Origin of the sequence: Tepidibacter sp. Z1-5 (genome assembly GCF_037844525.1) — a bacterium.
In the GTDB taxonomy this organism is placed as follows: Bacteria; Bacillota; Clostridia; order Peptostreptococcales; family Peptostreptococcaceae; genus Tepidibacter_A.
This window is the reverse complement of record NZ_JBBMMD010000024.1, coordinates 1-26785: the sequence shown is the minus strand read 5'-3', so window position 1 is coordinate 26785 and position 26785 is coordinate 1. Positions and strand designations below refer to the sequence as shown.

The window sequence follows — 26785 nt, the reverse complement described above, 5'->3', positions numbered from 1 at the left end:
TCAAGAAATGTGATTTTTTAATACTATAATCTAAATTTTTTATTCGAAAGCTAAAAGTTCTATATCCATCCTCTCAAGGTTGTAGATAAGAACTTAATAGATTTTTCATTAGTTCAGCTACAAATTCAGCTAGAGTAAAAGCTCCCTCTGAATTAAGTTTCACTTTATCTCAAGTATAAGAAAATCCCAAAGAAATGTATAACACCACCAGCTAATACAAAGAGATGCCATATAGCATGATTATAAGGTATCTTTTTTATAGCATAAAAAATAGTACCAACAGTGTACACTATTCCTCCAGCTAAAAGCCATATAAAAAACTCAACAGGAACCACTTTAATCATAGGTTTTATCGCAATTACTAATAACCATCCCATAAATATATATAAAGATAGTGAAAATACCTTATATTTTTCAAAATTATTAAATGTGAGAACTTTAAATGTAATTCCCAATAATGCAATTGTCCAAATAGCAATCAAAAGACCTATTCTCCAATAACCTGTCATACATAATAAGATTATAGGTGTACATGTTCCCGCTATACATAAATATATAGAGGAATGATCAAATAACCTAAATATTTTTTTTAGTTTTTCTTGTTGAAAACTATGATATAGTGTTGATGCTATATACAAGGAAATTGATCCAAAACCGTATATGCTAAAAGCAACAATCGAGATAGTATTCTTTTCTGAAATTGAATAAACTAAAAGAATTGTCAATGCAACAATACTAAATAAAGCTCCAATACCATGAGTTATACTATTTGCAACTTCTTCTTTTATTGTGTACTTCGGTTTACCTTTAATACTTCCGTCTATAGATTTCATCTAATCCCTCCTAATATCTATTTTTATCCGATATATTTTAATAACTACTACTTATAATACTGTTCTACCTATAATACTATTATATCAGATATATATCAGAATATTAGTGAATATCAAAAAAGAAGAGCTTATTTGCTCTTCTTTTTTGATTAATCCACACATGCTATGACTTAAAATTTTTAATTTTCAATAACTACTGTTATGTTTCTGTTCTCATCTATATCCCACGAAGCAAGATTACCTCCATTATTACCTATAGGCGTTTTGTCTTTTAAATTGAAAGCCCCTTTAAATGGCTCTTCCATATCTTTGTTTGCATAGTTATCTTTTAAGGTACTAATATTACATCCTACAATCCTACCAAATTCAACTTTCTCTTTGTTCCCACTAGCTAGTATTAGTCTCGTATTTACTGCATAGCTGTCAGTAATTCTGCCCTCGTTATATCCAACTATACCACCTACATACCAACCTCCTATAACATCTCCTGTAGTGTAACTAGAAGTTATAGTTCCACTGTTAATACCAACTAAACCACCTACTCGAACCTTTGGTAATAGTTCCCCGGTAAGCTCTTTTGTTACTTCTATCAAATCATTTTTTGCTTCTGGTAGTCTGGTTATTGATTCATACAATGTACTAAAACTTGTAACTCGTGCTGCCTGTACCTCTGGTGATGAAACATCTACTAATTCACCTGTGAGTTCTTTTGCTACTGCTATTAATTCATTTTTAAATTCTGGTTGTCTGGCTATTCCTTCATACAATTTATCAAAACTTGCAACTCTTGCTGCCTGTACCTCTGGTGATGACGTATCTCCTAATTCTCCAGTTAGTTCTTTTGCTACTTCTATTAATTCATCTTTTAATTCTGGTTGTCTCGCTATGGCTTCATACAATGTACTAAAGCTTGCAACTCTTGCTGATTGTACCTTTGATGATGACGTATCTTCGAATTCACCAGTTAGCTCTTTTGCTACTTCTATTAATTCATCTTTTAATTCTGGTTGTCTCGCTATGGCTTTATACAATCCTCTAAAACCGATAATTCTTGCTGATTGTACCTCTGGTGATGAAGCATCTCCTAATTCACCAGTGAGTTCTTTTGCTACTTCTATTAATTCATCTTTTAATTCTGGTCTTCTTCCTATGGCTTCATACAATTTATCAAAACTTGCAACTCTTGCTGCCTGTACCTCTGGTGATGACGTATCTCCTAATTCTCCAGTTAGCTCTTTTGCTACTTCTATTAATTCATCTTTTAATTCTGGTCTTCTTGATATTGCTTCATACAATTCACTAAAACCGGTAATTCTTGCTGCCTGTATCTCTGATGATGATGTATCTCCTAATTCTCCAGTTAGCTCTTTTGCTACTTCTATTAATTCATCTTTTAATTCTGGTCTTCTCGATATTGCTTTATACAATCCACTAAAACCGGTAATTCTTGCTGCCTGTACATCTGATGATGATGTATCTCCTAATTCTCCAGTTAGCTCTTTTACTACTTCTAGTAATTCATCTTTTAATTCTGATTTTCTTCCTATGGCTTCATACAATTTATCAAAACTTGCAACTCTTGCTGCCTGTGCCTCTGGTGATGAGACATCTCCTAGTTCACCAGTTAGCTCTTTTGCTACTTCTAGTAATTCATCTTTTGTTTCTGGTTGTCTCGCTATTGCTTCATACAGTCCACCAAAACCGGTAATTCTTGCTGATTGTACCTCTGATGATGACGTATCTCCTAATTCTCCAGTTAGCTCTTTTGCTACTTCTATTAATTCATCTTTTAATTCTGGTTGTCTCGCTATGGCTTCATACAATGTACTAAAGCTTGCAACTCTTGCTGCCTGTACCTCTGGTGATGAAGCATCTCCTAATTCACCAGTGAGTTCTTTTGCTATTGCTATTAATTCATTTTTAAATTCTGGTTGTCTCGCTACTCCATCATACAATGTACTAAAGCTTGCAACTCTTGCTGCCTGTACCTCTGGTAATGATAATGACATATTGTATACTTGACCGGTAACACTGGCTGAAGCGTAGCTGTCCGTTATAAGGCCCATATTTTTCCCTGCAAGCGCACCCACATTATCTATTCCTTTTATACTTGAATCAATTATACCTAAATTCTTAACTACAGAACCTGATTCAAGTTTACTAAACAAACCTTGATTATTACTTTTTCTATTTATATATAAGTTACTTATTGTAAAATCATTTCCCGAAAAACAACCTGATAACCCCCCTGTAGGTTTCCAACCTTTTCCTGTTGTTACTTCTGCTTTTAATCCTTCAACTACACCATCACTATTAATATCATCGAAATAGGTTGTGGTTGGATCAGTATAATTCGTATCATTAGCAAAATTTAAATCATTCATTAAAATATAATGTTGATCTAATTTCCATTCTTTATTTGTTCCGGGATGTATACGTCCAATACTTGCTAAATCTTCTATTGTATAAATTTTATAGGGGTCTGATTCAGTTCCCGAACCAAAATCTTTCTTTGTTTCTATGTTTATTTTTGATACTGTATCACTTATATTTCCACTCTCATCTTCTGCTACTATATAAATATCATATTTCTTTCCTTCTGTAAGCCCACTGATTACTTCATCACTTAAACTTTTTTTATTTCCACTTGCGACTATTACAGTACCATTGTAATTATTTCCTGACTTCACCTGTTTTACTGTTGGTGGTTCATTTCCGTCTTCAACTACTATATAGTATATTGTTCCTATTTCATTGGTTTCTACTGTAAGCTTTATTTTTTCTGTACTATCTCCTAGTTTTGCTTCTTTTTTTGTAAATATGGGTGCTGTTGTATCAATTTCTGATACTTGTATCTTTTTTACGCTGTTTTGTTTATTGTTACTTCTGTCAACAGCTGTCAAGTACACGTTATATGTTTTTCCTGATTCAAGTCCACTATTATATACTTCTTCTACTACTGTGTTAGCATTATTTATACTTATACTTTTGCCACTATTGATTAACTCATCTACAGTAACTGTAGTATCATCTCCATATACTGTATAGTATACAGTTGCTTTTTCATTTAATTTTGTAAATATTTTCATTTCTAATTCTTTTGTTTTCATTTGTGCAAACGGATATCCAATTGCCCAATCTGGTGCTATAGTATCCGTTGATGAACTTCCGCCACTACTTGAACTACTTCCTCCTTTATTTGATGATTCATCATCATTTGTATGATCTATTTTATCATTTCCTACCTCAACATTATCTACTTTATCATCTACTTTTATATAATCTGGTCTTTTTTCTATTGTTACACCTTCACTTTTAATTTCTGCTTTACTTATTGTTCCTTGACCTTTTATTTCTACTTTTTCTTTCGCTTCTAAATTTTCTATTTTACTTCCCTTTTCTGTTTCTACCTTTGTTCTTCCTTCTATTACTAATTTTTTCACCTTTGTTCCTTTATCTAGCTTTAATTCTGTTTTTGCTTGTGTTTTTACTTCTGTTACTTTTGTTTCTCCTGATATTTCAATACTCGCTTCTGTCTTTGTTTTTAATTCTTCTATGCTACTATTTCCTTTTATTTCTACCCTCGGTACTTCCTTTGATTTTGTTATTATTACCTTTTTTACCTGTGTATTTTCTATCTCAATCCCCTGTTCACTTGTACCTCCTGATACCATAATCTGTCCATTGATTTTACAGTTCTTTATTTTTATATTTCCTTCTACTCCAGGTGATATATATATCTCTGCATTGGTTTCTAAGTTTTCTATTGTTACATTTTCATTGATTATAGTGATTTTTTTAGTTCCTGTTGGTATATTTTTTAAATCTTCTTGATTAGTTACTATATATCCAACTGCATTATCTAAAACCGTTAGTATTTCTGCTCTAGTAATTGTTCCTGTAGGTTTAAAAGTATCATCTTTATAACCATTTATATAACCTAATTCACTAAATTTTTTTACTAATTCTCTTGTCGATTTGTCCAATTGTTCTAAATCTTTAAAATCTTTCCCCTCTGCCCTTGCTTTTTCTTCCTTGTAATCTATTAAAAGACTCATCATTGTTAACACTTCTATTCTTTCTGCTTTATCCTCGGGTTTTGACTTTAGTTTTTCAATATATCCATAATACTTAGCTTTAGCTACTTCTTCATCATACCACTCCTTATTTTCTGTACTCTGATTTTGATTATTCTCTTTGTCTAATCCAAGATAACTATTAAACAATGTAATAACTTCTGCCACTGTTATATCATTATCCGGTTTGAATGTTCCATCAGCGTATCCGTTAATCCTACCTTTTTCATTATGATATTTAATCGTTTTTTCTGCCCAGTGTCCTTTTATGTCATTAAAGGAATAATTAATACCAGTCATGTCATTATTTACTTGACCATATACTGCTAATGGCTGTACAAGCAAACTAATAATTAATAACACCACTAACCGTTTTTTCAATTTATACATCTCCTTTTATTCTTTTATAATTATTATATGAAAATTCAATTGGAATATTAATCATGCTATTACTTATTTAAACATTTTTCATATGCTAAAAATCACCATTTTGTATTTTATTGCGAAAAGGATTTTCAATTTCACTAGCCTTATCTTCTTTACTTAGAAAAATATCTTGTCTAGTTACATCTATAATGCAAAAATTCCGTTTTAAATAAAGTTAATCAGGACCACCCGTAAACAAGATCTATGCATTCTTTCAGACTTATTTGATCTTGCATTATATATTCTTGTATTTGCTTTTTTATATATTCTTCAATTACCTTCTTATTTCTTCCAACCGTTGTTACATAATATCTCTTACACCAAAATTGTCTATTCCCATATCTATACTTTAGATTTACATGCCTATCAAATATCATTAATGAGCTTTTCCCTTTCAAATATCCCATAAATTGAGACACACTTAACTTAGGAGGTATGCTTACTAGCATGTGTATATGATATTTACAATTCCACTTTGTATGTGCTAAACTACTATTATCCATAATGGATGAACCTCCTTTGTAATGGTTTTGGTCGGCAAACCTAATTCCATTTTACATTGGAGGTTCTATTTTTTTCTCCTCATAGCTATAAGCTTTTTAGAACCACGAGTATAATCCGTGGTATTCGTTATACAAAAATAAGCCCTATTTTGTATAAAATAGGACTTGCTAAATATCGTGTTTTATTTAATTTTTTAATTTTTTCAATTCATCTATACTAAGTCCAGTCTTAGCCGCTATAGTTTCTATATCTAATATATCCAGTAGACTCTTAGCTATTTCTATTGCTTTTAATTTTTCTCCCTCTTGTCTACCTTTGTCCATACCTTTTTCCATACCTTCTTCTATACCTTCATTTTTTGCCTTATTAAGTGCACTTACTTTATCTCTTAGTATCTTTGATCTCATTTCATATATCATTCTTTGCTCATCATCATTACTAATTCTTACTAATTCATCTTTAGCTTCTTTTATTTCTTCTATGCTCATTTCTAATTTTCTAACCTTTTCACTCTCTGGATTCTTTAAAAATTCAGTCCAAGCTACTAGCATATCCTTCTCATCATTATTTTCTTTAAGTTTTGGTATCTCTATAAAATGTATTTCTAATACATCACTTAATTCTTCATTTGTCTCTAATTCTTTTAATCTATATCCATTATGGAATCTATCATTTTTAAGATATTTGAAGTTAAGTATATTTATGCATACAGTTCTTTTCAAGCTAGAGTAATTATCACCTTCTCCTAGCTGCTCTTCATATAACTTACTCCAATAATAAAGACTTCTTTTTATCATGTTATATTCATTTTTTAATTGTATTTCTATATTTATTGTTTCATTATTACTTGTTTTAGCTTTTACATCTAATCTAGAAAATTTATCATCTAAAAAATGCTTTTCTAAATCTGTATTTTGTATTTCAACTGATGTTATTAAGTCCTTTTGCTTTAAAGTTGCATTTAAAAATGATATTAGTACTTTAGGATGCTTATTTGATCCAAATATATTTTTAAATACAAAATCTATTTTAGGATCTAATAATCCTTTTATCATAACTTTACCCCCAGTTTAGATATAGTATACTCATCATACTTCTTATTAATATTATATACTATAAAATACTTATGTTAAATAAAATTTAAATTTAGTGTAAAAGAACTTTTATGTATCATTTTTACATTTATATTATAATTTAATTTATATTTATAAAAGATAAATATTTTGACTAAGTTTAATTACGGAGTTGAAATTTATGCAAAAAATAATACTTTATCAACAGCTATAATTATATTTTCTGTAAGCTTATTAATTAGTTCTTTTGTACTTTCAGATGCAATTAGCTCACAGAATGTTTTCAAATTAAGTTTCGCATTATTATTGAAAGGAGACTATTAAAATGAATAGTATTGTAAAAAAAGTAATCGATAAGTGGGATCCAATAAATCTTCTACATATGTGTCCAGATGATGAATATCATCCTGAAATAGAAGCTATTTCAAAAGAATTAGCTGATAATACAAGCTATGAAGAATTAGCTAAACATATAGAAAATACATTTGTTTTTTATTTTAGCAGAGATATTTTTAAAAAAAGTTATGAAGACTGTTATCTTATTGCTAAAGAAATATTAGATTCATGCAAGGATATATATCCATCTAACTAGGTTTATATTCCCTATCGAAGAACTTCTCCACCATAGTAATTTATGTATCCTTATGTTATATCTATAGTCCAAGCCTCCACTTTATCCGTAATACGATCCTTGCTCTTTAATTGCTTTTCATACGGTATATTATCGAAGTTTTTTCCATCTATTATACTAAAATATTTTCTTTACTCTGAACCAGGCTGAATTATATTAGGAACCTCCTCTTTAGGAATACTTACATAGTTTTGAGGTACCTTGCCTACTACTATAGTTTCACATACAGGCATCTGAGTTAAAACTTCTTTATATGATGATGTGAAAGGAATTATAACCCTACCTTAGTCTTTATTATTAAGTATATCCTATGTCTAGTTTGATTTCTCCCTGATGAATCAAACTCCATCTTAAAATCCACATTAACTATTCCAACAGGCTGAACACCTAGTTACCATTCTATATATTTACAAATTAAGTATTATTTGAGATACTATTTTTGTATGTTTTTATTTTAATATATAATATGTTATCCCAAAGGAGTTTAATATGGCTACTGAAACACAAAAGAATTTTAGAAAACAAATGAAAGAAATAGAAAAAGAAGCAAAAAATAAAGATCAAAAAACTTTTTATAGTTATATAGAAAAAGATCATATTTCTGGTTATTACTCAAAACGAAAAAAGAAAAAAGTAATAATATCAAGCATTAGTATATGTAGTATATTAATCTTTATCTGGAATTTCTATGCCCTATCGACTTGGTTAAATCCAGTTATTCATTCTATAACTAACAGAAGTATTCCTGCCACAGCACCCGTTTTAAGCTTTAATGGATCTAAACATAAAGAAGTAGTAAGTTATTTAAAACAAACAAAAGAAATTGATTTAAAATTAAAGGAATTTATTGAGTATGTAAACCAAAGCTTAGATAAAGGCTTTGAAAATGAAGAAAGTAAATATACTTATTTAAATACCTTAAATTCATATGAGGTGAAATTTAAAGAAATAATAACTACTTTAGAAGGGGTAACACCACCTGAAGAATTAAAAAATTATCATACATATACTCTTCAGCTTTTAAACTATTGTGTAGATATGATATTTTATTCTTTTGACATAGTAAATTCAAACACCCCAGAGAGTATGAACAAGTATTATAATTTAACAACACAGTTTACTTCAATATCTCATAAAAGACATATAGATTTAATCAAGGTATTTAATAATATCCAAATGGAATATAAAATACTTGATGATAACACAATAGAATATATGTGGGAAGAATTATAATACATAAAAAACTCCTAAATTCTTAGATAACATGCTTATAGCTATATCAACCCTAGAGCCAAATACAATTGCCAAAAAAACTGCTGATGGAAGAAATTATTCTCGAGGACAAGGTGATTTTTCTACTGGTATATATGCTCTGAAGCAATATAATACAATTTCTAAAGTTCATGAATAATACATTCTCTATTTACTTATAAAATAAAGCTAAATGCAGCTACTATTCCTAATACAACATAAAACATCCCAGAAGAAGGAAATACTTTTTTGTCAATTGTATTTAATCGTGATTTTATTTCATTTTTTATTTGAGAATATAATTGCTTATCGCAAAAGCTAATCTTAGTGTATTCACATCCTCTATTACCGCTTCTAACCATGTAACGAATGCTTCATCATCTTAATTTTATTATATACTCATTTAACAGTTCTTCAACTCTTTCATTATATTTTTCATTAATACTAAACTTTATATTTCATTTATCTAACTCGAATAAAATCTTATTGTTTTTATTATCTTCAAACTTCCAAGATTTAATTTCGTTCCATTTGTATAATATACCATTTACTCTTATTCCTTCTTATAATATCCAATAACCATTATAATCTCCTAACTATTAAATCAAATGCTATAACCATTTTACAATTTTATCCATATATATTCAATGAAAAATAAGACCTATTTTATATAAAATAGGTCTTATTGAATATCTTACTTTATTTAATTTTTTAATTTTTTCAATTCATCTATACTAAGTCCAGTCTTAGACGCTATAGTTTCTATATCCAGTATATCTAGTAGACTTTTAGCAATCTCTAATGCTTTTAATTTTTCTCCCTCTTGTCTACCTTCATTTTTTGCCTTATTAAGTGAACTTACTTTATCTCTTAGTACCTTTGATCTCATCTCATATATCATTCTTTGCTCATCATCATTACTAATTCTTACCAATTCATCCTTAGCTTCTTTTATTTCTTCTATGCTCATTTCTAGCTTTCTAACTTTTTCACTCTCTGGATTCTTTAAAAATTCAGTCCAAGCTACTAGCATATCCTTCTCATCACTATTTTCTTTAAGCTTTGGTATTTCTATAAAATGTATCTCTATTACATCACTTAATTCTTCATTAGTCTCTAGTTCTTTTAATCTATACCCATTGTGAAATCTATCATTTTTAAGATATTTGAAATTAAGTATATTTATACATACAGTTCTTTTCAAGCTAGAGTAATTATCACCTTCTCCTAGCTGTTCTTCATATAGCTTACTCCAATAATATAGACTTCTTTTTATCATGTTGTATTCATTTTTTAATTGTATTTCTATATTTATTATTTCATTATTACTTGTCTTTGCTTTTACATCTAATCTAGAAAATTTATCATCTAAAAAATGCTTTTCTAAATCTGTATTTTGTATTTCAACTGATGTTATTAAGTCCTTTTGCTTTAGAGTTGCATTTAAAAATGATATCAATACTTTAGGATGCTTATTTGACCCAAATATATTTTTAAATACAAAATCTATTTTAGGATCTAATAATCCTTTCATCATAACTTCACCTCCAGTTTAGATATAGTATACTCATCATACTTCTTATTAATATTATATACTATAAAATGCCTGTTTTAAACCAAAATAAGAGCTTATTAGCTCTTATTAAAATATTATGATTCTATATCCAACAGTGTATCTATATCACTTTTTCCTTCTCTTATTCTCTTTTGTATTATATCTATAGCCCAATTTTCAACCTTATCCGTAATTTTATTCTTAATTTGTAATTGCTTTTCATAACATATATCATCAAAATTTTCTCCATCTATTATCAAACTAACCTTTATATCCATTCTATCTCCCCCATTAGTACAAGTTTATGAGGGAATAAATTTGTACTATTACTTGAATTTTTCCAAACTCTAAGCAGCTACATCTAAAAATGATTCTCATTAAAATGTTAGCTGATTTTGCTTAACACTATATATTCCCATCTAAACCATTAACTAATTTCATCAATAACTAATATTTTTCTATCATAAAGGAATTAATAAATATAAATATCTTTCTTCACTCATATACTTGTACCATAGCAAGGAGGAGATATTTTATGAACATAGCCATTTATTCTCGTAAATCAAAGTTTACAAAAAAGGTGAATCCACAAAAAATCAAATATCTGTCAAAACTTGAAACTTATTGCCTGAGAAATAATACGATTACCATATAAAAATAATGCTTATTAGAATTCTAATAAGCATTATTCTTTATATGGTATAATATTGAAATAATTTATCTACTCTACACTAGGCTCAATAAGATTTCCTATTTCTTCTTTAGGAACATTTACATAGTTTTGAGGTACTCTACCAACTACTATAGTTTCACATACTGGCATTTGACTTAAAACCTCTTTATATGATGATGTGAACGGAATTATAACCCTTACCTTAGTCTTTATTATTAAGTATATCCTATGTCTAGTTTGATTTATCCCTGATGAATCAAACTCCGTCTTAAAATCCACATTAACTATTCCAACAGGCTGAACACCTATCTTTAACTTAGGTCCATACTTAGCCAATATAGAACTTTTAAAAGCTGTACCTAAAGGAACATTTGCAGATGTAGTTTTTATTTGCTTTAATTGCTGCTGTACTTCAATAGCAACATCAGATGCTATTTTATTCATTAGTATAGTATTATCGATATGTACAAAACCGCTACTTTTTACCATATAATACCTATTGGTATTGAAAAGATTCTATATTTTTTGAGATTCTATACTATCCCATATTCAATTTAGAATGATATAATCTATATCACAAGCACCAACTCCATCAATAATAATACTTATCAATAAACAAAGTGTGGCATTCCATTTGTGAATGCCACACTTTTATTAATATCTATTGTGCTATAACTTATAGAAACATATTCACCGATAAATTATCAAACTTTTAAAAATAATGTTTATCTGCTTATTAAAACGAATTACACCATTAATAAGATAACGTTGCTTGACTATCACCATCCGTACCCCACCAACCGATTTTTGGAGGTAATATTGATGAATCCGTATTCTCATGGAATGACCCCGATAAGTCGCTAATAACCCACTTATTTGTGCTCCAGAATATATAATATTCATAGCCATCCTTACTCTTGTAGTAATATCTTGGTCTATCTGTTGAATTATAATTATCCTCTAGTTTTAAATAAGTACCAGCTTCATCATAAGGAGCCCAACTACCTGTTACAGCAACTGAAATTGAGCTTGGAATACTACTTGTAGTTGATATATCAATCTTTGTAGGACTTGATTGAATGTTAGCTAATGAATCTTGTGAAACTACATATACATCATAGTCCGTTCCACTTGATAAACCTGTTACTGCAGATGTACCTTCAGTATTTGCATTCAATGAAATACTACCACTTTTTAATGCTGCTCCACCTCCACTTGCAGTTCCTGCTTTTACTTCTGATGAACTTGGGGCTGTCACACCATTAGCAACTACAACATAGTACGCTGTTCCATTTTCATTGGCTTTAGCACGTACAGTAAAACCATCAGTTGTTGTTTTATCCACTTTTGGATACCCACTTGCATCAATCGGATCAGTGGCATCTTTTGTTACTGTATCTGTCGCATTACCTCCCAGATTACCTGATAAATCTATCAAGACTACTGTCAAAGTCAACGTATCATCATCCAATCCACCAACATCAATACCTGTTATCTGCTCCGTTGCAGCGCTTATTGCTCCACTTCCTGTTACTGCTGGAGTAGCTCCATTATTATCATCTATGCTGTAGTTATAAGTTTCCCTTACTTCTGCTCCAGCAAATGTAAATGATAAAGCATTATCGTTGCCACTGTTGATTAAACTCTGATCTATACTAACGCTATATCCTGTTGGAGGAGTTGCATCTTTCGTCACTGTGTCTGTCGTATCACTCCCTGAATTTCCTGATTGATCTGTTAAACATACCGTCAATGTCAACGTATCATCATCCAATCCACTTACATCAATACCTGTTATCTGCTGCGTTGCAGAGCTAATTGTTCCACTTCCTGTAACTGCAAATGTTCCTCCATTTGTATCATCTATACTGTAGTTATAAGTTGCTCCTACTTCTGCATTATCAAATGTAAATGATAGAGCATTCTGGTTACTATTGTTAATTATACTCTGGTCTATATAAACACTATATCCTGACGGAGCAACTGTATCTTTCTCCACTGTATCTGTAGCATCAGCACCTTGATTAGAATCTGTATCTGTTAAATATACCGTCAATGTCAACGTGTCATCATCCAATGAACTGACATTAATGTTGCTGATTTGGTCTGTTGCTGTACTTATTGTACTATTTCCTGTTACTGCACTTGTTCCTCCATTTGTATCATCTATGCTGTAATTATAAGTTGAACCCACTTCTGCTCCAGTAAATGTAAATGATAAACTAGCCTTGTTACTATTGTTGATTGCACTCTGGTCTATACTAACAGCATATCCAGTTGGAGGAGTTGCATCTTTCTCCACTGTATCTGTCGTATTACTCCCTTGATTTCCTGAACTATCTGTCAAATATACTGTCAATGTCAACGAGCCATCATCTAATCCACTAACATCAATATTGCTGATTTGATCTGTAGCTGTGCTAATTGTTCCATTACTAGTCACTCCACTAGTGCCACCATTGGCATCGTCTATACTATAGTTATAAGTTGAACCCTCTTCTGCACCAGCAAATATAAATGATAAAGAGGTTTTATTGCTTCCTGTAATCTTAGCTTGATCTATGTTCACCAAATACCCACTTGGAGCAACAATATCTTTCACCACTGTATCTGTAACTGTAGAACCTTGATTACAAGATGTATCTGTTAAGTATACACTTAATGTCAACGTATCATCATCCAATCCACTTACATCAATATTTGATATCTGATCCGTTACTGTACTTATTGTACTATTTCCTGTTACTGCACTTGTTCCTCCACTTGTATCATTTATGCTGTAACTATAAGTTGAACCTACTTCTGCTCCAGTAAATGTAAATGACAATGCAGTCTTGTTTCCATTGTTGATTGAACTCTGGTCTATGCTGACAGTATATCCAGTTGGAGCAGTTGTATCTTTCGTTACTATATCTGTAGTATTATTTCCTTGGTTACCTGAACTATCTGTTAAATTTACTGTCAATGTCAACGTATCATCATCTAATTCACTAACATCAATACTTGTTATCTGATCTGTTAATGTGCTTATTGTTCCATTTCCTGTAACAGCTGTAGTTCCTCCATTTGTATCATCTATACTGTAACTATAAGTTGAACCTATTTCTGCTCCATAAAATGTAAATGATAAATCTGTCTCGTTCGTATTGTCGATTCCACTCTGGTCTATACTAACACCATATCCACTTGGAGGAGTTGCTTCTTTCTCCACTGTACCTATCGTATTACTCCCTTGATTGCCTGAACTATCTGTCAAATATACACTTAATGTCAACGTACCATCATCTAACCCACTGACATCAATTTCATTTATTTGATCTGTTTCAGTACTTATTGTTCCAGACCCAGTAACAGCTGAAGTGCTGACATTTGTATCATCTATACTGTAATTATACTTTGCACCTACTTCTGCACCATCAAATGTAAAGGACAAATCATTTTTGTTCCTATTGTTTATTTTACTTTGGTCTATACTTATACTGTATCCTATTGGTGGTTTTGTGTCTGGTATTATTTTAGTTGCTGCCTTTACTTGTTTTACTTGTGATTGTTTGTTGTTGTTACTATCTACAGCTACTAAATATACATTATAACTTTTTCCTTCTGTAATTCCAGTACTATATACTTCTTCTACTACTGTGTTCGGTTTATTTATACTTATTAAATTATTATTATTTTGAGCATATACTATTAATTCGTCTACTCTATACGTTCTATTCTTTTCATATACTGCATAATATACTGTCCCTACTTCATTTAAACTTGTATATAATCGTATTTCTGTTTCATTTGTTTTATTTGCTTTTGGATATCCACTACTCCACTGAGGTGCTATTATGTCTGTTGGTGTTGTATCTCCACCATTACTTTTATGATTACTTCCTCCACCACTACTTCTAGATGGCTTATCATCATCATTTGTATGACTTATTTCTTTATTTCCTATCTTAACTTCTCCTACTTTTTCATCTACTTTTACATATTCAGGTTTTTTCTCTATTTTTACTTCTTTACTTTCTATAATCGCTTTGCTTATTTTTCCTTCTCCTGTTATTTCTGCTTTTTCTTTTACTTCTAGTTTTTCTATTTTGCTTCCCTTTTCTGAATGTACTTTTGTTTCTCCCTGTATTATTAAATTTGTTATTTGTGTTCCTTTATCTAGATTTAGTTCTGTTTTTGCTTCTGTTTTTGCTTCTGTTACTTTTGTTTCTCCTGATATTTCAATACTCGCTTCTGTCTTTGTTTTTAATTCTTCTATGCTACTATTTCCTTTTATTTCTACCCTCGGTACTTCCTTGGATTTTGTTATTATTACCTTTTTTACCTGTGTATTTTCTATCTCAATCCCTTGTTTACTGGTACCTCCTGATACCATAATCTGTCCATTGATTTTACAGTTCTTTATTTTTACGTTTCCTTCTACTCCAGGTGATATATATATCTCTGCATTGGTTTCTAAGTTTTCTATTGTTATATTTTCATTGATTATAGTGATTTTTTTAGTTCCTGTTGGTATATTTTTTAAATCTTCTTGATTAGTTACTATATATCCAACTGCATTATCTAAAACTGTTAGTATTTCTGCTCTAGTAATTGTGCCTGTAGGTTTAAATGTATCATCCTTATAACCATTTATATAACCTAATTCACTAAATTTTTTTACTAATTCTCTTGTCGATTCATCTAATTGTTCTAAATCTTCAAAATTTCCCCCCTGTGCCTGTGCCTTTTCTTCTTTGTAATCTATTAAAAGACTCATCATTGTTAACACTTCTATTCGTTCTGCTTTATCATCAGGTTTTGATTTTAGTTTTTCAATATAACCATAATACTTAGCTCTAGCTACTTGTGCATCATACCACTCCTTATTTTCTTCACTCTGATTCTGATTCCGGTCATCTTCTTTATCTAACCCAAGATAACTATTAAACAATGTAATTGCCTCTGCTACTGTTATATCATTATCCGGTTTGAATGTTCCATCAGTATATCCATTAACCCGCCCTTTTTTATAATGATATTTAATTGTTTCTTCTGCCCAGTGTCCTTTTATATCTTTAAATGAATAATCAATGGTAGTCTCGTCATTATCTAGTTGACCATATACTACTAATGGCTGTACAAGTAAACTAATAATTAATATTACTACTAACCATTTTCTCAATTTATACATCTCCTTTTATTTTTTATAATTATTATACCACGATATATGTAATTTTATTGATTTCATTACTTTTTTTACCATATATTTTATAAGCTAAAATATCACCCATTTTGATGTTTTACTACAAAAACACAATTACTTAGGTTCTTCTTCACTTGGAAAAATATATTATATGGTTATATAATTATGGTCTATCTATACGATAATTAGATAAATTTATAAATGCTATATTTTATAAATTACTAGACCTTCTTATTTTTTACTTTTTTCTTGTTTTTTCCATATGATTCATTAATATTTTGTTATCTATATGTACAAAACCGCTACTTTTTACCGTTATTTAATTCTATGATTTTTCCAATAATATCTACTATATATTGTTAAATTCACCTTATTATACCAATATACATTACTTCATAAATCACCTTTAATTATGTTGTTTTCCTTTTTGTATTTTTTAATATATAGTTTTAGTAATATCTCTAAAGCTACATTTACAAACATCTCTTATAAATCATATTTTAATTACATTAAATTCATGGATATTTTTTCTAAATAAATTTTATATATAGTTTGTTGATAAATGATGGCTTTTGAGAGGTTGTATCAAAAAATATATTGCTTGAGTAAAATATAAACTTTCGTAACTTTAATAAACTTGAAATCTATCTATTTATTTTATCATAAATAGATATAGTATGAGTTTTAGAAAGGAACTTATAATTTTTTACTAGATTGATACTCTTTCACCCTTTTGTAAAAAATACTTTTAATCATATTTAATACATTCATAGCCTTAACATCTGTAATTTTTTCAGATTTCCATTTAATATATATGTCTTCAAAATAACTGTTTATTTCAACTTTAGGTCTACGGAATTTTACAGTCACCTATTTATGATCTATAGACCAATTATAGAAAAAATATAATTTATTATATTAATTAAAATTTTAGATAATGAATTATTAGCATAGGATTAACTAGTTTTTGTTTTTTAGCAGCATATTATATGCAAACTGTGATTTTTAAAGTTTTTTAGATAAAGGATCTTTAGAAAAACAAGAATTTAGAGGATTGAGTTACATAAAAAATATAGAGTAAGACGAGATGGGATATATATTAAATAAGATATTAAGAGGGGTAATACTAGTATATGTGTACTCAGACGCAAAGTATATGGTATTATAGATAAATTATTTAGTTTTGTTTATCTAAAGTCAATATTTTATAAAATAAATGTTAAGGCCTAATGTATAGAAAATAACATTTTGTATATTATTTATAATTGTAAAATTTGTCATATTATTGTACTATAAAATCATCTTAGTATAAATAAAGGTTACTAAACATGGATTAGCAAATACTATCCTGAAATGTATAAAAAACGAATTATTAGTATCAGTAGTCAATTATTATGTAAAATTTGATTGAAGTGGAGGGGATTAGATTGTTTGGAACAATTATTATTGATGCATATAAAAAAGATGAAAAAGATATAATCGCTGAGGCATTGGATGAATTATGCAGTCCTATGGATAATTATGGATGGGCTTCAGCAGGTGTATATTGTTATTGGAATTACTATACAAAACAAGTGTATTATATAGGATTAGCCGTAGATCTATGTGAAAGGTTTAAACAACATAATGGGTTAATAGCAATTGATGATAATAGTTGTAAAAAAAAACAAATAGATGATTATTTTAAATCTCATGAAAAACTTGGTTTCTCAATATTTGTACAGTCACCATTGTCTCAACCAATAACATCCAAAAATAAAAAAAAATATGAAGGTTTTTTTGATAAATGGTCTCCAATTGAAAATTATATTGGAAATGAAGGTAAAGAACATATAAAAAGAGTTGAAGGAGTATTGATTGAAGCATATAGAAAAATTCATTCAAGTTTCCCTATATGGAATAAAGTAGGAGGATCAATTGAGGGACAAAAGGCTTCAAAAAAAGAGAGTTATGAAATAATTAACTTGTTTAAGGAGTTTAATCCTAATCCTATTGTATCCAGATCTAGTTTAAGGGAGTTAGCTGATAACCCAACTTTAGAACGATATGAGAATTTTTTACACTCAGTTAGAATGACTGTCTTTCATTCAGGTTTATCATACGAAAAATCCTTAGAGTATCATAAAAGTATGTCAATAATTGATACATATGGTGAAATGTTAAAAGTTGGGTACTTCGAAAAAGAGCTTAAGATATAAAAATATGCTTTTAAGTCAGATATACTTATTTAAAAGAAACTATAATTTGCTGTTAAAGATTAAAATAGATTATAAAGTATAACTTTAAAGATCAGAGTTATTAAATATATACAATTATAAAAAATTTTGAGAACTATACATCATCTTATATTGAAAATACATTTACTTCATTTTTGTATTATACAAGAGAAATAACAGAATTCTAATATTAACAAAACATCATAAATATATATAAACAGGAGGGTAAATATGTGGCAGCGAATGCTTAGAAAGTATAATGGATTAACTTATAGAAAAAAATTCAAGTGCAACGAATGTCATTATTATTCATTTAGATTAGAACATGATAGCTACGGTGAATGCTCTAATTGTTTTAACTGTATAGATGATAAATATGTGATAGAAAAAATTATATATACTGATGATTTTCAAGGATATTATACAGATGAGGAATTAGATGAAAATTTTGAAATTATAGATGAATCTTCTAATAAAATTCTAAAAGAAATACTTAAATTCAATAAATCATACATATATTCAAAAAAAGAAAATGAAAAAATATATGATGGATTTAATAAGTCTAATCAGATAGATAGTTTATTAGATGACTTTGTAGTTAGTTATTACAAAAAGTTTCCAGATAGAGAAGATAGAGAGTCTATTTCCATTATAAATGATATAGAATATCTATTAAATTTAATTGAAGATTGTCATTTTTTTTCAAATCAATCACTAAACGAGCTGGAATTATATGAATTTGTAACCGAAAGATATAATTATAATATTTATTATTCTGGAAGGTTTATGATTAATAATGCAGTGTTTCATATAGTCAGTGCTTGGGAAAGATTAATCTATATTATATCAACATTATTTGAAATAGAATTTGATGAAAATAATATAAATACATCAGATAGATTATATAACAAATTAAAAAAATGCAATGATTTCAAAGGTGGAGCTATATACAAAGATATATACAAAATAAAAAGTACTGGTTTATTTAATAAAATAGATAATATGAGGAAACATAATGATCATGATATTTCAGAATACTTAAATATTATGTCTGAACTAACTCTGAATAAGGAAAGTTCTATTCATAATTTAGATAAAGACTTAAAGCCAAGTACAAAGAATATACATTCTACTATTGAAGTGATTTTTGATGTTATAATAAAAATCATACAATTATTTAAAAAGAAAGTAATCATTCAAAACAATGATATAAACGTTCATAGGAGCTTAAAAGTAGATATTTTAGAAAATCAATCAAAGATAATCTATGAAATGAATCCAATAAGTTCTATTAATCACGTACAATTAATAACATTACAAAATAATATATCAAAAATTATAAAAAAAACAAATCATTCTAATCTAGATGAAGAAAGAAAATCATTAAGAATCAAATCTACAAATTTTAATAGAATTGAAACTTTATTTCATGACATAATATCTAGAGTAAAAGAAATTAATAAATGTTTGCTTGATATTGAAAATTGTTCTAATGGAAGCATTTATCAATTTTATCCAGGTAAGAAGCATATAATTAATGAACAATACTTTATATATGCTTCAATTTCTAGAATATATGCATGCTATGATAAATTAGGTAAATTAGTTATAGAATTATATGATATAAAAAATACTCCTAAGCATTTTTATTTTGAGGAATCAATAAAATTAGCTAAAGAAAAAAAATGTATATCAAATATGCCAATCATAAATGATATGGAAATGATTGTGAAAAGTATAAATTATAAGAACTTATATCAATATAGAAACAGATTATTTCATATTATAAGACCAGGTTCAATTTACGGAAAAGAAGGATCTTATATACATCAAATAAAGATGAAATACTTAATATTCGTAAACGTATGTGAAGTTGTTGATATATTAGAAAAAATATTAGTGGATATTGATTTTAAATATAAATTAATAGTAAACAAAAGTTTATAGGATACTAGTTGTGAAAAAATAAGATTTATTTTACGTTCTACTGTAACTATGCCTTAGATTTATATTTAAGGCATAGCACGTATCAAAATTGTAAAATAATATAAAATTTAACTACCTACTTTGTACTTGCTGACACGATTGCTGGTGCTACCCTTACCAGTGAAATTATCATGAAGCAAAAACTCATTGTTTAATATTTCCAGATTCAATTTCAATAAATTTAGAAATTTAATATTAAAAATTGTAAATGAGATTGTCACTGGTCGAACTTCTATGAAAAAAAACTAATTATACCTTTTTCAAATTATAAATATTTTGAGATTCAAAATGCTTTTAACACGTATCTTAAAGGTATGCCTATTGTACTTTTCATACGAATCGTGGGTATATATATTATATAAACTATTCCATTTTTATAGAGTTAAATAAATTTATAAAACGTTCTAGATCAGGATCTCTATTATAATTAAAGTTTATCTCATTTAGTACATCATCTATAATAGAATTAATAAATAATTTTGACATGTTTATACGTGCCACTAGCGGTAAACTATTTGACTCTATCCTTAACCCTTGATCGTAAAAAATTTGAACAGCGTTAGATTTTGAAAATACATCTCTAGGAAGTTTATTTTTAGCATTTGGATTATGAAAAATGAATAACCCATCAGATAATTCTTCTGGATCATCTTTACTAACTATTTGAGTTTTATAATGTGGCCAATTCATATCATGTCTAATATTTATTACTTGATTATACTGAGAGAAACTATCTCCCCTTGAAATTGCTAATGACGTTAACTTTCCACACGTAATTGTACATGAGAAGATAATAGCAGAAATATCTTCAAATTTTGAATCATTAAATATTCCAATAGGTACTTTTTTATCTGTACCTGGTTTAATAACATATTTAAGATGTTCAAATTCTTTATTTATTTCATTATAGTATTGACCATATAGCAATGCCATCATTGGATAATAGAATTCTCTTCCATAATCTATTTGATCATACGATCCTAAAGCTATGACAAAAGGAACCTCTTTTTTAATCCATTCTAATTTTTTATATTTATCATGATATAAGGTATACTTTGAAAGTATTGAGTTAGAATGGCGTGTAATAGCTTCATCAATTAAATCATCAAAGTTTTCTTGAGAATGTATTGGTGAAATTGCTGCCATTGTATCAGCTAATGTTCTTTCTGATTCAGGTCTCCCGTACATTTTAATATTAGAAACAACAGCTTCAATATTAAATTCGTATGGTTCCTTTACCATAAAGTCTGGTCTTTCTTGTGAAAAATCAATTCTAAACCCTTGCTCTCTTAAAAGAGCATATAGATAAAATTCCCATAAGCTAGAATGAAATGTAGTTTGAAATTCTTTTACAATTTTGTTGTCTCTATCTATAAAATCTTTTGTCCAATCATTTAAAACTTCTCTTTCAGCATATAACATTACATTATTTTTAATAAGTTTGAATTTCTCATGAATCTTATCTTCTGATAAGCCTTTAATTTCTTCAAAAAGTTTTAATGCCATAATTAGCCTCCTTTTATTGACTGTACTCCTTCTGACTAGAAGCTTAGTGACGTAGTAGCTGTTATCAAGTGCAAATTAATTTGCTAATATTGATTATTATTGTTTAAAATTTGATTTTAGAAAATGCATTTCTTATATCGCATGTATTTTGATATCTTTTTTCAAGATTGTTGTCTAGACCTTTTAATACAAAATTTTTTAATTCAATATTTTTGAGTTTACTTTTATTAATTGTTGTTTTACCTGTCATTATGAAGTATATTAATCTTGTTAAGGCATAAGTTTCATGACGAATTTCATAGTTTTTAAATCCGTATAATTCTAAGTTAGGATCATTTAATGAGCCTTTTAATTCTGATGAGATGCTAGTTAAATTACTTTCTTGAGTTTTAACTAAACCAAAATCAGATATTTTAATTACTTTTAATGTGTCATATTCTTTTATCAAAGTATTAGTCAAACTAATATCTCTATGTAACAAGCTTTTATTATGAAGATAATTAAAAGCCCTTAAAACTTGATATACAAGATTTTTTCTTTCTTCAATTCCAATAGTATTATTATTTTTATTGATATATTCATAAAGTGTATAATCAACATATTCCATTGTGTATTCATTTTCTGAATCGTCATATCTGTAAACTTCAATTATATATGGAGAATTTAAATTACTCATTTCTTCATATTCTTTCTTGAAACGGTTATATTCTTTTTTAGTCAAGTTCTTTTTAGCTCGCTTTATAGCAAATGTTCTGTTATAATGATTATCTTTATATTTAAAAACTTTTGCGTATGATCCTTCTCCAATCAGCTTTATATTGTAGTTAGTTTCTTTGTTAGAAGTTTTTACTTGTATTTTATTTTTAATTTCAAACATAGGCTTAGTTAAAAGTAATTCAATTTTTTTAAAACCATTAGGAATAGAACTACCTCCATATTCAACTAAAAAATCCATACATTTATTTAAAATATCTTTATAGTACCTATTGATACTAAATGAAAATTTAGTTTCCCTTAATCTACTTTGAAGACCATCTATTATATCCATATAGTTTAAAAGCATCCTACTTTCATTTGCGGTATAATGACCATTTTTTAATCGACTATTCATATACTTTAATAAACTATTAACTTCAAAATGGATTTTAGAAAAAATGATTTTTAGTGTTTCATTCTCTATATTATTATATAAAAGTTCTAATCGATTACTATTTTCATCCCCTATTTCATCTTTAATATTTTCTAAATAATTAGTTATGTCCATTAAATCACCTCATAATACTTGTTTTTAGATTTTTTGTTTTTTATAGTAGATGTAGAATCAATATCGTGAAGTAAATTAACACATTGTTCAACTCTTGAAATATCTATGTGTAATAACATAGCTTTATATTATCCTAGAATGGAATATTTTTAAAATATAATATTAAAAAATCCCTAAGATTAGTTTAGATATTTGTTTAGTGAAAGTTCATACATCAAAAGCTATTTACTTTGCATAATACACATTATCATTTACTTAAAGCTCAACAAGTATGGTAATTATATGAATAATGTTAAGTTAACCCTATCCTATATACTACACCAACTATATACAATTTTCATAAAATAATTGTATCACAAATCCATTATTTGTTAATAATTCTTTTGAGGGAGGATTTAACATGTGTGAAATTTATAAAAAATTAGCTACTACAGTCAAAGTACATAGAAACACTAAACAATATTCAACTGCTACACTAGCAAAAAAAATAAATACGTCTGTTGGTTTAATCAACAACTTAGAAAATGCACGTCACGACATATTTAAGTTAGATCTCTTCAATGCACTTATAACCGAATTACATATACCTTTAGATCAAGTATTTACATTTCAAAAGCTAGATTTAAACCCCATATACTGCGAAAATAACATACTACAAATTCAACAACCCAAAGATCAATCAGGTAAAGCTATAGAAAACATAAATCATAATTTAAACTTAATCATTAGCTCTTTTGTAAGTTTATCCCAGGAGTATAATCATAGTGAACAAGCAATGTATAGTATAACTAAAAATATCGTATCAAATATAGAAACTATGCGAAACCTTAACAATTTAAAATATCAGCAACCTGAAAGTTCCTTAACTTAAGGAACTTTTTTATTTTTTGTATACGTTCATATATTGAAAATTTTTTTCAATTTATGAATAATCATTTTAAATCTACACACTCTATATTCAAGGAGTGATAAATATGACAAATAAAAAACTATACATCAGTAATACAAGTATACACACATTTTTACAATGCCGAAAAAAATTTAAATATAAGTATGTTGATAAACTCAACTTATCTGAAAAGAAGCCTAGCAAGTACATTTCCTTTGGAAACAGTATGCACCTAGCATTAGCTGACTTTAATTCTATAAAAGATCAAAATTTAAAAACATTAGATATACTTCACAACCTACTTCGAAAGAACTGGGTCAGAGATGGATATGAATCTATACAAGAAGAAAAGGAATTTGGTCTAAGGGGTCTAGATATGTTATCTAACTACTACTCTAATCCTAAAGATACCGGAAAAGATAACCTAATCATAGAAAAAATGTTATACAAAAATTTCAATGATTACACTCTCTGCGGTAAGCTAGATAAAGTCTATTTAAGAAATGATGATACTGTAGAGATCCTAGATTATAAGACAGGAAACACTATAACAGCTATTGATAATTTACAGCTATCAATATATCTAATACTAGCTAACAAAGAGCTTGGATATTATCCTAAATCAGTTAGTCTATACTATTTATCATCAAATAAAAAGATAACTGAAACTGTAGATACTGAAGTTTTTGAAAAATCTTTAAAAAATATTTCAAAAATATGTGAACTTATTTTAAAAGAAAAAGATTTTGACTGTACTCCAAATCAATACTGTAAGTCTAATTGTGAATACTACAAAATATGTGATATAGCTCAAGATAGCAGTTTAGCTATATTACACTCGATAAATAGCTTTAAAAACAATGAAATTTCCACCCATATTTTTTAGCTATTAATTTATAACCCTTTATTAGATGAAAATAGCTTAATAATAATTTTAAAAAATTTGAATATATATTAGGAGGAAGACCTATGAAAGATAGATCAAATATAAATTCTGTAACTATTGAATACAAAGAGGATGAAGATGCTAAAGAAAAATTTATAAAGTTCATTTTAGATTATTTTTTAGAAGATGATTTATCAAGGAAGGTAGATTCAGATGAAAGGTTCTCAAAACGAAACTAAAAGTTCTAAAGCTCAGGATTTTGACCCATATAAGTATGCAGCAATTTACGCTAGAACATCTATAAAAGCAGCCAACTACTCTATTGATGCTCAAATAGATGATTGTTCAAAGAAACTATTAGAGGAGAATTTACTACTATACAAAAAATACACAGATAAAGAATCTGGAAAAAAGATTAGATTTTACGAGAGAAAAGGATTTAAAGAGCTGCTCAGTGATTTAGAAGCTGGAATGTTTAAAACTCTTGTACTTTCTAAAAGAGATAGACTTTCTAGAGATTTCAAAGATTTTATGCATCTAAAACATATTTTCAAAAAACACAATATAAAAGTTATATTTGCTAAAGAATTAGAAGTTGAAAGTAGCGATAAGAACTATATATCTAAGTTCTTAGATAACATGCTTATAGCTATATCAACCCTAGAGCCAAATACAATTGCTCAAAGAACTGCTGATGGAAGAAAATATTCTAGAGAGCAAGGTAATCTTCCTATGAGTATATGTGCTTATGGATATGAGCGTGGTGAAAAAAAGCACGAATTTACAATAATAGATTCTGAGGCAATTATAGTAAAAAAAGTTTTTGGTCTATTTTTAAAAGTTGGAGAGAAACAGAAAAATAACAAAGATTATACTTTAGAAAATTTTAACCAAGACATTAAATCGCTATTTCCAAATAAGAAAAATGCATGTACATTTGCACATAACATTATAAAAAGACCTACTTATGTTGCCAAAATGCCTATTTGTGGTCAAACTCCTTTAGAAGAATTAATTGAAGTTGTTGATAAAGATAAGGATGAGTATAGAATTAAAGATGAATTACTTATGGACTGTAATAACATTGATAAGATTATAGATGATTTCGATTTATGGAAGAAAGCTGCTTTAAAGCTTTTTAATCTAGTATTAAGGCATCGTACAGAGAAAAGAAAGATCTTGCTTAACAATTTTGTATATTGTGAAAAATGTAAAAAAAAGTTCGTTCTAAAAAAAGATTTTGTTATAAAAGAAGATACCTATATTCCCAAGCTTGTTTATACTTGTAGTGAAAATTGTACTCAAGTAGAAGAAAATCTGTTTATTAAAATAATTTTTTCAGAGCTAATAGTAGATTGTGATAACGAAGTTTTTGAACGTCTTTTAACCTCTAAGTTACTCGAAGTTGAAAAAGATATTTCTTCAAAACAAAACGAACTTGCATCTATATCCAAAAACCTTAGAAAAAGTACTCAGTCCTATATCCGTAACTCCAGTAATGATTCAAAAAAAGAAGAACTCAAAAAAGAAATACACGAGTTTAAGGAAAATGAAAAATCTTTAAAGAAGACTATAAACTCTTTTGGAAATAAAAAAATGGTTCTAAATTATATCTTAAATAATATTGGTGTATATAAACAAACCTTAGCATCTAGAGTTAATGAAGATCCTAAAGACCTAAGCGAAGACCATGTTAAATACTTTAAAAGTAATTATGAACCTTTAAATATAAATGTCAAGTTTAGAGCGTAAGTTTTTGATCTTATAAGAGTGCAGTTTTTTACTCATTCTCTTGATAAAAATGATCTTTTAATCTATAGGATTTTCCACT

The 26785-nt window shown here is 28.1% G+C and carries 20 protein-coding genes and 1 pseudogene; 8 read left to right on the top strand and 13 right to left on the bottom strand.

Annotation, left to right across the window (positions count from 1 at the left end; genetic code table 11):
* Positions 1–164 precede the first annotated feature (164 nt).
* The 4 genes from trhA to WJW32_RS06035 form a co-directional block, all read right to left on the bottom strand.
* Positions 165–833, bottom strand: a complete 669-nt coding sequence (gene trhA, locus WJW32_RS06050) for a PAQR family membrane homeostasis protein TrhA (protein WP_340256436.1) — start codon at positions 831–833, stop codon at positions 165–167.
* A 179-nt stretch (positions 834–1012) separates the two neighbouring features.
* The gene (locus tag WJW32_RS06045) at positions 1013–5290 is read right to left on the bottom strand and encodes an S-layer homology domain-containing protein (RefSeq protein WP_340256434.1); all 4278 of its coding nucleotides are present in this window, start codon (positions 5288–5290) and stop codon (positions 1013–1015) included.
* A gap of 224 nt (positions 5291–5514) precedes the next feature.
* Positions 5515–5838: an IS200/IS605 family transposase gene (tnpA, locus tag WJW32_RS06040; RefSeq protein ID WP_340256431.1), complete on the bottom strand. Its 324-nt coding sequence runs from the start codon at positions 5836–5838 to the stop codon at positions 5515–5517.
* A gap of 186 nt (positions 5839–6024) precedes the next feature.
* The gene (locus tag WJW32_RS06035) at positions 6025–6894 is read right to left on the bottom strand and encodes an Rpn family recombination-promoting nuclease/putative transposase (protein WP_340256428.1); all 870 of its coding nucleotides are present in this window, start codon (positions 6892–6894) and stop codon (positions 6025–6027) included.
* A gap of 343 nt (positions 6895–7237) precedes the next feature.
* On the opposite strand from WJW32_RS06035, the gene WJW32_RS06030 reads away from it, so the two are divergent.
* Positions 7238–7504 (top strand): DUF1871 family protein, encoded by a 267-nt coding sequence (locus WJW32_RS06030; RefSeq protein ID WP_340256425.1) that lies wholly within the window; start codon positions 7238–7240, stop codon positions 7502–7504.
* A 290-nt stretch (positions 7505–7794) separates the two neighbouring features.
* On the opposite strand, the pseudogene WJW32_RS14915 reads toward WJW32_RS06030, so the two are convergent.
* Positions 7795–7892 (bottom strand): annotated as a pseudogene (locus WJW32_RS14915) (sporulation protein YunB); the annotation flags it as partial.
* Positions 7893–8032: 140 nt separating this feature from the next.
* Here WJW32_RS14915 and WJW32_RS06025 point away from each other — a divergent pair.
* Positions 8033–8776, top strand: a complete 744-nt coding sequence (locus WJW32_RS06025; RefSeq protein WP_340256422.1) for a hypothetical protein — start codon at positions 8033–8035, stop codon at positions 8774–8776.
* A gap of 194 nt (positions 8777–8970) precedes the next feature.
* Here WJW32_RS06025 and WJW32_RS06020 read toward each other — a convergent pair whose 3' ends face one another.
* From WJW32_RS06020 to WJW32_RS06000, 6 genes are all read right to left on the bottom strand, one after another.
* Positions 8971–9156: a hypothetical protein gene (locus tag WJW32_RS06020; RefSeq protein ID WP_340256419.1), complete on the bottom strand. Its 186-nt coding sequence runs from the start codon at positions 9154–9156 to the stop codon at positions 8971–8973.
* 96 nt (positions 9157–9252) lie between these two features.
* Positions 9253–9351: a DUF5673 domain-containing protein gene (locus WJW32_RS14910; RefSeq protein ID WP_445330217.1), complete on the bottom strand. Its 99-nt coding sequence runs from the start codon at positions 9349–9351 to the stop codon at positions 9253–9255.
* 146 nt (positions 9352–9497) lie between these two features.
* Complete coding sequence (locus tag WJW32_RS06015; RefSeq protein ID WP_340256416.1) at positions 9498–10331, bottom strand: Rpn family recombination-promoting nuclease/putative transposase; 834 nt, start codon at positions 10329–10331, stop codon at positions 9498–9500.
* Between the two features lie 113 nt (positions 10332–10444).
* Positions 10445–10627, bottom strand: coding sequence for a hypothetical protein (locus tag WJW32_RS06010; protein WP_340256413.1), 183 nt, complete (start codon positions 10625–10627; stop codon positions 10445–10447).
* A gap of 443 nt (positions 10628–11070) precedes the next feature.
* The gene (gene yunB / locus WJW32_RS06005; protein ID WP_340256411.1) at positions 11071–11511 is read right to left on the bottom strand and encodes a sporulation protein YunB; all 441 of its coding nucleotides are present in this window, start codon (positions 11509–11511) and stop codon (positions 11071–11073) included.
* 265 nt (positions 11512–11776) lie between these two features.
* Positions 11777–16186, bottom strand: a complete 4410-nt coding sequence (locus WJW32_RS06000) for an S-layer homology domain-containing protein (protein WP_340256408.1) — start codon at positions 16184–16186, stop codon at positions 11777–11779.
* A gap of 1448 nt (positions 16187–17634) precedes the next feature.
* Between WJW32_RS06000 and WJW32_RS05995 the strand changes: the two genes are divergently transcribed.
* Positions 17635–18405: a hypothetical protein gene (locus WJW32_RS05995; protein ID WP_340256405.1), complete on the top strand. Its 771-nt coding sequence runs from the start codon at positions 17635–17637 to the stop codon at positions 18403–18405.
* Between the two features lie 249 nt (positions 18406–18654).
* The gene (locus tag WJW32_RS05990) at positions 18655–20370 is read left to right on the top strand and encodes a Cthe_2314 family HEPN domain-containing protein (RefSeq protein WP_340256402.1); all 1716 of its coding nucleotides are present in this window, start codon (positions 18655–18657) and stop codon (positions 20368–20370) included.
* A 402-nt stretch (positions 20371–20772) separates the two neighbouring features.
* On the opposite strand, the gene WJW32_RS05985 is transcribed toward WJW32_RS05990, so the two are convergent.
* A complete protein-coding gene (locus WJW32_RS05985) occupies positions 20773–21915 on the bottom strand; it encodes a hypothetical protein (RefSeq protein WP_340256399.1) in 1143 nt (380 codons plus the stop codon).
* A gap of 103 nt (positions 21916–22018) precedes the next feature.
* Positions 22019–23179: a protein kinase family protein gene (locus WJW32_RS05980; protein WP_340256396.1), complete on the bottom strand. Its 1161-nt coding sequence runs from the start codon at positions 23177–23179 to the stop codon at positions 22019–22021.
* A 400-nt stretch (positions 23180–23579) separates the two neighbouring features.
* On the opposite strand from WJW32_RS05980, the gene WJW32_RS05975 reads away from it, so the two are divergent.
* From WJW32_RS05975 to WJW32_RS05960, 4 genes are all read left to right on the top strand, one after another.
* On the top strand, positions 23580–24050 hold the full coding sequence (locus WJW32_RS05975; RefSeq protein WP_340256393.1) for a helix-turn-helix transcriptional regulator: 471 nt from the start codon (positions 23580–23582) through the stop codon (positions 24048–24050).
* A gap of 103 nt (positions 24051–24153) precedes the next feature.
* Positions 24154–24954 (top strand): RecB family exonuclease, encoded by an 801-nt coding sequence (locus WJW32_RS05970; RefSeq protein WP_340256390.1) that lies wholly within the window; start codon positions 24154–24156, stop codon positions 24952–24954.
* Between the two features lie 83 nt (positions 24955–25037).
* The gene (locus WJW32_RS05965) at positions 25038–25193 is read left to right on the top strand and encodes a hypothetical protein (RefSeq protein ID WP_340256387.1); all 156 of its coding nucleotides are present in this window, start codon (positions 25038–25040) and stop codon (positions 25191–25193) included.
* Positions 25168–26706, top strand: a complete 1539-nt coding sequence (locus WJW32_RS05960) for a recombinase family protein (protein WP_340256385.1) — start codon at positions 25168–25170, stop codon at positions 26704–26706. The genes WJW32_RS05965 and WJW32_RS05960 overlap by 26 nt, the downstream gene beginning before the upstream one ends.
* The last annotated feature ends 79 nt before the right edge of the window (positions 26707–26785 follow it).

Bases quoted from the DNA above. Each gene is read 5' to 3' on its own strand.
- WJW32_RS06035 (WP_340256428.1), bottom strand. From the start codon at position 6,894: ATGATAAAAGGATTATTAGATCCTAAAATAGATTTTGTATTTAAAAAT.
- WJW32_RS06030 (WP_340256425.1), top strand. From the start codon at position 7,238: ATGAATAGTATTGTAAAAAAAGTAATCGATAAGTGGGATCCAATAAAT.
- WJW32_RS05980 (WP_340256396.1), bottom strand. From the start codon at position 23,179: ATGGACATAACTAATTATTTAGAAAATATTAAAGATGAAATAGGGGAT.
- WJW32_RS05970 (WP_340256390.1), top strand. From the start codon at position 24,154: ATGACAAATAAAAAACTATACATCAGTAATACAAGTATACACACATTT.
- WJW32_RS05965 (WP_340256387.1), top strand. From the start codon at position 25,038: ATGAAAGATAGATCAAATATAAATTCTGTAACTATTGAATACAAAGAG.
- trhA (WP_340256436.1), bottom strand. From the start codon at position 833: ATGAAATCTATAGACGGAAGTATTAAAGGTAAACCGAAGTACACAATA.
- WJW32_RS05975 (WP_340256393.1), top strand. From the start codon at position 23,580: ATGTGTGAAATTTATAAAAAATTAGCTACTACAGTCAAAGTACATAGA.
- WJW32_RS05985 (WP_340256399.1), bottom strand. From the start codon at position 21,915: ATGGCATTAAAACTTTTTGAAGAAATTAAAGGCTTATCAGAAGATAAG.
- WJW32_RS05990 (WP_340256402.1), top strand. From the start codon at position 18,655: ATGTGGCAGCGAATGCTTAGAAAGTATAATGGATTAACTTATAGAAAA.
- WJW32_RS06010 (WP_340256413.1), bottom strand. From the start codon at position 10,627: ATGGATATAAAGGTTAGTTTGATAATAGATGGAGAAAATTTTGATGAT.
- WJW32_RS06020 (WP_340256419.1), bottom strand. From the start codon at position 9,156: ATGGTTAGAAGCGGTAATAGAGGATGTGAATACACTAAGATTAGCTTT.
- WJW32_RS06025 (WP_340256422.1), top strand. From the start codon at position 8,033: ATGGCTACTGAAACACAAAAGAATTTTAGAAAACAAATGAAAGAAATA.
- WJW32_RS05960 (WP_340256385.1), top strand. From the start codon at position 25,168: ATGAAAGGTTCTCAAAACGAAACTAAAAGTTCTAAAGCTCAGGATTTT.
- WJW32_RS06015 (WP_340256416.1), bottom strand. From the start codon at position 10,331: ATGATGAAAGGATTATTAGATCCTAAAATAGATTTTGTATTTAAAAAT.
- yunB (WP_340256411.1), bottom strand. From the start codon at position 11,511: ATGGTAAAAAGTAGCGGTTTTGTACATATCGATAATACTATACTAATG.
- tnpA (WP_340256431.1), bottom strand. From the start codon at position 5,838: ATGGATAATAGTAGTTTAGCACATACAAAGTGGAATTGTAAATATCAT.